At 66.2% G+C, this 7,944-nt stretch carries 7 protein-coding genes and 4 pseudogenes; 4 read left to right on the top strand and 7 right to left on the bottom strand.

The window, feature by feature from the left end:
• Positions 1-305: pseudogene (locus tag OHA98_RS39720) on the top strand (hypothetical protein); the annotation flags it as partial.
• 110 nt (positions 306-415) lie between these two features.
• Positions 416-1,582: a peptidoglycan bridge formation glycyltransferase FemA/FemB family protein gene (locus OHA98_RS39715; protein ID WP_266933011.1), complete on the top strand. Its 1,167-nt coding sequence runs from the start codon at positions 416-418 to the stop codon at positions 1,580-1,582.
• Between the two features lie 54 nt (positions 1,583-1,636).
• On the opposite strand, the pseudogene OHA98_RS39710 reads toward OHA98_RS39715, so the two are convergent.
• From OHA98_RS39710 to OHA98_RS39700, 3 genes and pseudogenes are all read right to left on the bottom strand, one after another.
• Positions 1,637-1,805, bottom strand: a pseudogene (locus tag OHA98_RS39710) (NAD(P)/FAD-dependent oxidoreductase); the annotation flags it as partial.
• Positions 1,802-2,080 carry a hypothetical protein gene (locus OHA98_RS39705; RefSeq protein ID WP_266933013.1) on the bottom strand — a complete coding sequence of 93 codons (279 nt, stop codon included), beginning with the start codon at positions 2,078-2,080 and terminating at the stop codon, positions 1,802-1,804. The pseudogene OHA98_RS39710 and the gene OHA98_RS39705, both read right to left, overlap by 4 nt.
• A 195-nt stretch (positions 2,081-2,275) precedes the next feature.
• Positions 2,276-2,437: a DUF5946 family protein gene (locus OHA98_RS39700; protein WP_266933015.1), complete on the bottom strand. Its 162-nt coding sequence runs from the start codon at positions 2,435-2,437 to the stop codon at positions 2,276-2,278.
• A gap of 489 nt (positions 2,438-2,926) precedes the next feature.
• Between OHA98_RS39700 and OHA98_RS39695 the strand changes: the two genes are divergently transcribed.
• On the top strand, positions 2,927-3,742 hold the full coding sequence (locus OHA98_RS39695; protein ID WP_266933017.1) for an SDR family NAD(P)-dependent oxidoreductase: 816 nt from the start codon (positions 2,927-2,929) through the stop codon (positions 3,740-3,742).
• A 215-nt stretch (positions 3,743-3,957) separates the two neighbouring features.
• On the opposite strand, the gene OHA98_RS39690 is transcribed toward OHA98_RS39695, so the two are convergent.
• The 4 genes and pseudogenes from OHA98_RS39690 to OHA98_RS39675 form a co-directional block, all read right to left on the bottom strand.
• Positions 3,958-5,130, bottom strand: a complete 1,173-nt coding sequence (locus OHA98_RS39690) for an MAB_1171c family putative transporter (RefSeq protein ID WP_323179715.1) — start codon at positions 5,128-5,130, stop codon at positions 3,958-3,960.
• Positions 5,127-5,642 (bottom strand): hypothetical protein, encoded by a 516-nt coding sequence (locus OHA98_RS39685; RefSeq protein WP_266933020.1) that lies wholly within the window; start codon positions 5,640-5,642, stop codon positions 5,127-5,129. The genes OHA98_RS39690 and OHA98_RS39685 overlap by 4 nt, the downstream gene beginning before the upstream one ends.
• A 77-nt stretch (positions 5,643-5,719) precedes the next feature.
• Positions 5,720-6,582, bottom strand: a pseudogene (locus tag OHA98_RS39680) (transposase); the annotation flags it as partial.
• A 241-nt stretch (positions 6,583-6,823) separates the two neighbouring features.
• Entirely contained in the window at positions 6,824-7,306 is a 483-nt protein-coding gene (locus tag OHA98_RS39675; protein ID WP_266933022.1) for a hypothetical protein, read from the bottom strand.
• 313 nt (positions 7,307-7,619) lie between these two features.
• Here OHA98_RS39675 and OHA98_RS39670 point away from each other — a divergent pair.
• Positions 7,620-7,931, top strand: a pseudogene (locus OHA98_RS39670) (transposase); the annotation flags it as partial.
• Positions 7,932-7,944 lie beyond the last annotated feature (13 nt).

Below are 7,944 nucleotides of genomic sequence, written 5' to 3'. Positions count from 1 at the left end.
GGCCACCGAGAAGGGGCTGCCGGCGGTGTACGTGGCGCATCCGGGTCCGTGAGGGGGATACGCAGGGGCGACTTCCGGACGGACTCGCGGGACGCCGGTGCGACGAAGCTCGCCAAGGCCGTCGCCGCCGGGCGCAGCGAGCGGGTGCCGGTGCTCGGTGGCTTCAACGGCACCGTGGATGACCGGGTCGACGGCCTCACCTCGCGGCTGCGCCCGGTCCTGGACGTGGCCGGGGACGGGTTCGGCTTCAGCCGGCCGGCGAGGTGGCGCGGATCGACCAAACCCTGGTCCGCGGCGTGGAGCCGCCGGCCGGTGGTGGCCAGAATCAGATGGGTAGCCGCCGGGCGGTGACATATCGTCGGCATATCGAGAAACGCATACGCCCGGGCAACACACCACTACATTGACTGGCGGCATGTCCATCAACCCCTCCAGCGAACTCATGCGGACTGCAGCCGGGAATCCGGTCGTCAGGCCGATCAGCGACGCCGAGCATGTGGCGTTCGTGCAGGCCCAGCGGTCGGTCAGCTTTCTGCAGACCCCGGCGTGGGGCCGCGTCAAGACCGAGTGGCGCAGCGAGTCCCTCGGCTGGTTCCTGGGTCGGCGCCTGGTTGGTGCCGGGCTCGTACTGCACCGCCCGGTGCCGCGGCTCGACCGCTACACGCTGGCGTATCTGCCCGAGGGCCCGGTCATCGACTGGAGTGGCGAGATCGGTGCCTGGCTCGATCCGCTGGCGACCCATCTCAAGGCCCAGGGCGCGTTCGCGATCCGGCTCGGCCCGCCGGTGCGCACAGACGCCTGGAGCGCCGCCCAGGTCAAGGAGGGCATCGCCGACCCGGGCTGCAAGCGGCTCACCGACATCTCCGGCCACTGGTCCGACCCGGTCGGTGCCCGCGTGGGCAGCAAGCTCCGGGAGGCCGGCTGGCTGTCGCAGAGCCCGGAGGACGGGTTCGGGGTCGGGCATCCACAGTTCAAGTACGAGATCCCGATGGCAGGCAGGACCGAGGACGAGCTGCTCAAGGGCATGAACCAGCAGTGGCGCCGCAACATCAAGAAGGCGGCCAAGGAGGGCGTCGAGGTCACGGTCAGCGACAGGGGCGCGGAAGACCTCAAGGCGTTTCACGACCTCTACGTCCACACCGCCGAGCGCGACCACTTCACACCCCGGCCGCTGCGATACTTCGAGACCATGTTCGCGGCGCTGAGTGCCGAGGACCCCGAGCGGATCAAGCTCTATATGGCCCGCCACCAGGGCGACTTGGCCGCCGCCACTGTCCTGGTCCGCGTCGGCGCCCACGCTGTGTACGCCTATGGCGCCTCCTCCACCGCGAAGCGCGACGTGCGTGGTTCCAACGCCTGCCAGTGGGCGATGATCCGCGACTCGCTCGCGGCCGGATGCGACGTCTACGACCTGCGCGGCATCACCCCCACCCTCGACGCCGACGACCCGCACGTCGGCCTTGTCCAGTTCAAAGTCGGCACCGGCGGCCAGGCGATGCGGTACGTCGGCGAGTGGGACCTGCCGCTGCGGCCGATGGTTTACCGGGCCTTCGGCCTCTATATGAGGCGGCGCGGACGCTGAACCGCACAGCCGGCTAAGCGTCGGGTGCGCAGGGGGTAGCCGGTCAGGGGCTCAGGCGCCGGAGAGGATCTCCTTCGACAGCGGGGTCGGTCGTAAGGGGCCCTGGCTCGTCGCCGATGAGTGTGAGGGTGCCGGTGTGGCCCGACCGGCGCAGGGTCTCGGCGGCAGTCAGTCCGGCCTCCGAGGCACCGACGATCACGCCTCGATCGGGTGCGGCAGTCACGACGACTCCCCGAGCCGGATCGCTGCCCCGGGGCACATCGTGGCCGACTCGCGTACGGCGTCGTGGAGGCGAGCGGTGGAACTCGGTTGATTGATTGCTGTCGGCGTCCGGAGGTGAGCCGGCCGTCGAAGGCGTTGAGCGCGGCCTTCCAGCGTATGGTCCAGCACCTTGCGCGTCAGCTCCGTCAGCAGGCCACCGTCGCCGGTCAGCTTCACTCCGCCGGCCTCGGCCCGGGCCACCAGCTCGATAACCGGACCGTCATCGACGGCATCCACGGCGGTCTCCCGGCCTCGGCATCACTCATCACGTCAGCCATCAACTGTCGCGTTCAGCTCGGGAGTTACACCGGTCGCCGTACAGACACGGTGCTGGAAGCCGACGCCATACAGCACGACACGCGCGACGGCGGAGCCCCGTACCCGACAGCGGCATCAGTCTGTGGGCTCACTCCTCGACGGGCCCATGGCCGGTCACGTTCTGCGGCTCCACGCGTCGACCGCGGCGGCGGCCCAGGCCCTGACGCGTTCCGTGAACTCTTCGGCGGGGAACGTCCCGTCGACAGCGACATCTTCGATCGTCACTGAGAAACGGGGCGGCGGCGCGTCCCGTTGCGGCAGTGCTGGCACCGACATTACACATTCAAGCTCAGCAGCTCAGTAGCTCGGCTTCCGAATCGGTCGCGTCGATATCCCCCTGGCTGCGCCAGAATTCCTCACGCTCATTTCCGTCAGGGAGCCGACGTTCGGCCTTCGTGATGGCGACCACACCGAGGAACGCTCCTACGGCTCGGCTCGGCTCGGCTCGGTTCGGACCGGCGGCTTCGGCTTGCGCACGGCATCGTCCGGTGCCTGGACCCAGATGAGGGGAGTTTTCCGACTCCGCCAGCACCGCCCACTCATTTCCACAGAGGAGGCGGTGACAGCGGGAAGGCCAATAGCGTCTGAACGCTCAGCAGAACTGCAGCCTGGGGAATTGCGAGGCCGCTATTCAGCCACGATTGATCATCGTCAGCGACACAACCAGCCATTGACATGTGCGAACAAGAGCGGGGCCATCCGGATTCGACAGTGCTGCATATGATCGAACTGCACGCTTTCAAGAGGTGAGGAGTTCAAACGTTCATGACCGGTGAGCGAGTTTTTCTCGTGACTGGAGGGGGGACGGGCATCGGTGCTGCGACGGCACGGTTGTTACGGGCCGACGGACACCATGTCGTGATCGCCGGCAGGAGACCGCAGCTGTTGCACCAGGTCGCTGCCGAGACCGGAGCGCTGGCCCACCCTGCAGACGTCGCGGATCCCGAGGCCGTCTGCGAACTCGTCGAGACGACGGTGAAGGCCTACGGGAGACTCGACGGTGTCGTACTCAACGCCGGAATCGGGCGGGGCGGCGCGGTCGGCGACACCGAGGTCGAGGATTGGGAAGAGCTGATACGGACCAACCTCACTGGCCCGTTCCTGTTGCTGCGTGCCGCGCTGCCGCACCTGCTGAAGACCCGCGGTGCGGTGGTAGCGGTCGCCTCGGTTGCCGCGCTTCGTAACAGCGTTGGCAACGCCGCCTATGCGACGTCCAAGGCGGCCTTGCTCCACATGTGCCGCTCCCTCGCCGTCGACTACGGGCCGCAGGGGCTGCGGGCCAACGCGGTGTGTCCGGGCTGGGTGCGTACGGAGATGGCCGATGGCCGGATGGCGCGGTTCGCGGCGGAGGAGGAGCTGGCGGGCGGTGTCGAGGAGGCTTATGCGGAGGCGAGCCGGCTGACTCCCGCCCGTCGGCCGGGCGATCCGGCGGAGGTCGCCGCGGCGATCGACTGGCTGCTGTCACCCGCCGCGTCCTACGTCAACGGCTCCGTCCTCACGGTCGATGGCGGGGCGACCGCGGTCGGCGTCGGCGGTGCCGCCTTCGACTACCGAATCGAGGCGCGTCCCCCGCGCCCGTAACGGACTGGGGCCAGGCCGCTTCCCCAGGGGCCCGGCTCGAGGTGACTCAGGATCCATGGCAGGGTCAGGGCCCCAGCAAGAGGCCTGACGCGCCCGTGGCAGAGCCGGCTCTACCGCTCGGTCCAGGGTGGCAACAGCGGCTTGACGCGTGCCCCACGAACGGCCGAAACACCCACATCGATCACGTCCAACAACCAAGATCTCGTGACGAGTTCCTACTTCCTGGTGGACGTATCCGCATGGATCACGAACTTCCGGGTGGGAGGCGAGACGTAAGCTCGCGCCATGTCGAGGAGGAAGGACTTCTCGCTGTCGAGGTCGCCTTTGTCGAAGTTGACGAGACTGTCGGCGGACTGCTCTTGGGGCATGTCTGCGAGCTTGGCGTTGCGTGCCCCCGCCATCACGCACGCGAGTACCGTCGCATCGACTTTGGAGTGAGCGACATCCATACGCGCGACATGCCGGCGCGCGCGAGCCCACGCACCTTCGGCCACATAGTCGTTGAGGACGAGGATGGCATCGCGAGTCTCGATGATCTTGCGGTAGGCCAGCAGCTGCCAAGTTGCCTGCGGCCACATGATCTCGAGCAGGCGGTGGCGAGGTTTGAGGAACGCGACGTCTGGCGTGGCCTGTACCAAGTCGTGCCACAGCGGCCACAGGCGCCAGATGGTGCAGATCTCCGTGACGGCGCCCCGCACAGCCCACAGTGTGGGTGCCAATAGAGCGATCGCCCGTAACAGCCCGTGAAAGCCCATGACATACGGGAGGTATGGCATCAGCCGTTCGGAGTGGAACAGCAGGCTGATGAGCTGGCAGAGCCAGTACAGGAAAGAGAGCGCTGTGCCGATTCCGAACATCCCTAAGCTTGCTTTCAGGACGGGGTCCGACGTGCGCCTGCTGTACTGGCGGCACAGGGAGGTACAGGAGAAGTCCGCGATCAGATGGACCATGACCAGGATGAGCCAATAGGCGGTGGAAGGGTCCGGTGCACCGTGACCCGTGGCGGTGTGTCCCTGGTGCGGTGGAGCCAAGGCATCCGTGATGAGCAGGGACACCATGGCCAGGATCGTCACAGAGCACACGCGCAGAAGTGATCGGCCGCCGACGGTGGCTGAGACGAAGTACAGCACTGCCCCCGACGAAAGCACTCCGATCAGGTTCCGCGCCAGGACAATGGAATGTCCCTCTACAGTGGCCTGGAGTGCGAGTTGGGTCGCGGCGGGGAGCGTGAGAGTGATGGCAACCGTAGCGGTGGCCACGGCCAACCACAGCCCGCGCTGCTCAGGGGTCCGTAGAGCGGTAGAGCCACGTAGTGCCAGAGCCAGCCAGAGGCAACTCACGCAGAAGTAGTTGAACCAGCTCAGCACAGCGGAGGGTCCAGCGCTCATCCGCGGCGCGCGCGCCCCAGCGCGACCTCCAGCCGGCCCAGCACGCCGTGCGGAGCTTTGGTGGCGGACTGCGAAGCTCGGATGCGCAGCAGGCTGGCGAGCATCTCCGCCTCCCGTTCCTGACGGCTGGTGTAGTTGGTGCGGCCGAGTAGCCGTTGCACCAACTGCGGGCTTAGATTGGGCAGAAGCGCTTGAGACGCCTCGCCGTAGCCGAAGTCTATGCCGCGGTGGTCAAACAGCATGTGCCCGATCTCATGCAGCAGGATGTGTTCTCTGTGCACTCGGCTGGTGCGCTGCTCGCAGAAGATGTGGTCGTCGGTCTCGGTGGCGAGCCACATACCGCAGATATTGTTTCTGACAGCCTCTTGAGGCAGCGGATGCAGATGTAACGGCCGTCCCCGCTGGACGGACAGCTCCTGGCACAGAGCATCGATGGTGAAGGGGTGTGGCACATTGAGTTGCTCTAGGACCGACTGGCAACGCTGGTGCAATTGAGCGTATTCATTCGGCATGGTTCTCCCAATAGCCTGCGTGGGGGTTCCCTATGACCTTGGTCAAGGGGTGAGTGGGGGTTGGTGGTTTGTTGTCGGTAGAAGGTTCCGTGGCGGAGCACGGCGAAGAGGACGTCTGCTCGGCGTCGGGCGAGGCAGAGGAGGGCTTGGGTGTGGTGCTTTCCCTGGGCGATCTCCTTGTCGTAGTAGGTGCGGGAGGCCGGGTCTTGCCAGGGTGATGAATGCGGAGAGGGAGAAGGCGCGTTTGAGCTGCTTGTTTCCTCTCCTGGAGGGCTGTTCGCCCCGAATTGACGACCCGGAGCTGCGGGTTGTGCGGGCGAGGCCCGCGTAGGCGGCGAGATGGGCCGCGGACGGGAACGCGGTGCCGTATCCGGCGTCGATGAGGATGCGGGCTCCTGCCCTGATGCCGATGTCGGGCATGGACATCGGGACCTTCGAAAGAGGGGGCCTTCAGCAGTTCCTGGATCCGGTGGGCCAGGAGTGTGCGCTGGTCAAGTACCGCCTGGAGTGAGCCGATGAGGCCGGAGACGATCAATGCGGCCGAGTCCGTGCCGGGAACGACGACGGTCTGTTCGTCGAGCGCGGTGAAGATGTCGCTGATCGACGCGTCTTTCGCGTCGGTCTCGGCCTCGCCGGGATGGAGGTCGGCGATCCGCCGCATCGTCAGGCCGGGCAGATGGGCGACATGCCGGTCAAGGTCGCGGGCGATGGTCGGTGGCAGGGCTCCGATGGAGGCGACCTGGTCGATGATGACCAGGACGGTGCCGTGTTCGGCCTGCAGTTTGACGAAGACTTCGCGGAGTTCGGGTTCGCTGTCGGGCGGGCGCTTGTGGAGGGGCTTCTTGCCGGTGGGGGTGAGTGCGGTGGCGTGGTGTTCGCCCTTGCCGACGTCCAGGCCGAGGTCGACGTCGATGCTGCTGGCATCGATCACGTCGGGCATCCTTCGGTGCTGTTCACCCGGTCCTGCCACGGCACTGATCGCCACATCCACATTACGAAGAGCCTCCCGGCCTGCGAAAAAGGCCGGTATTCATGCCAACTCCGAAGGCCGGTAACCCCGTTGCGGGTCTACGAAAACGGCGATGGGGGAGGTCGGCCGCTTCCGGGATGCGTGCGCTCCGGAGCGCCAGTGGCAGAAAAACGGACCCGGCCCATCTGGATGTTCCAACAGGAACGTTTCCTCAGCCATGGGATCCGGCTGCGGAAGAATTCGGGTCACTCTTCGCCGAGAGGTTTTGCAGTTTGCGAGCCTCGTCGACCATCGTGAGCAGGGCGTCCAGACTGGCGGGCGAGAGCCTCTCGGCGCGTAACGCCAGACTGCGGATCTTGGTGTCGCGCAGTGCGGTGGCCGGCGTTAGTTGGGCATTGACCCGTTCCGACACTTCGTCGTTGTGGAAATATTCGAGTGGTACACCGAATAACCGAGCGAGAGTGTCCAGCTGTTCCAGTGTGAAGTAGCGCTTCTTTTCGGTGGCTAATTCCCAGAGATGGGTAGCGGAGATGGTGACTCCGGTCGTCTCGCGGATCTCCTTGGCGAGCCGCGCGTAACCGGGACGGGTGCGTTCGTCGGAATAGAGCGCATCGATCAGCTTGTTGAGGGGCTGCTCGAGTTGCAGGAGCAGCGGACGGTCTTCCTCGCTGCGGGCCGATCCGTTACTGCGCATCTCTCGCCCTTCCTAGCCGAGGTCTCCCAACGAAGGCAGGAGCCAACCCGGCGTCTGCCAAACGAGGGAGAGTCTAGCCCGGCTAACAACGGTTAACACAATGAGGTGGCTGGGCCTTGGTGGCCGTGTCCGCGTCAGGAGTTGGGCGTTGGCGGTGCATGGGGACTTCGCCGTGGATTGCGTCGAATGACCTGTGGGAGCGGATCGAGCCGCGCTCCTGCCGCGCAAGGAGCGTCGGTTCCGGCTCCCGGGCCGGAAGCCGCTGCCTGACCGGAAGGTGCTGTGCGGCATCCTCTTCGTGCTCCACACGGGCATCGACGCCATCCCGCCGGTCAGAGGCGGGGTCGGTCACCCACGACGCAAGCCCGACTCGCTCTTCGCCGACCGCGGATGCGACCACGACATCTACCGCGACCAGGTCCGCCAACGCCGGATCGTGCCGGCCATCGCCGGCCACGGCACCGGACTGGGCACCTACCGCTGGGTCGTGGAACGCACCTTCGCCTGGCTCCACGGCTTCAAACGCCTCCGCATCCGCTGGGAACGCCGAGCCGACATCCACGAAGCCTTCCTCAAGCTCGCCTGCTGCCTGATCACCCGCCGACAGATCAACTCATTGTGTTAGCCGTTGTAATGAG

Origin of the sequence: Streptomyces sp. NBC_00654, from assembly GCF_026341775.1 — a bacterium.
Taxonomy (GTDB): domain Bacteria; phylum Actinomycetota; class Actinomycetes; order Streptomycetales; family Streptomycetaceae; genus Streptomyces.
The sequence above is the reverse complement of the archived record's forward strand: the minus strand, read 5'-3'. Positions and strand labels throughout refer to the sequence as shown.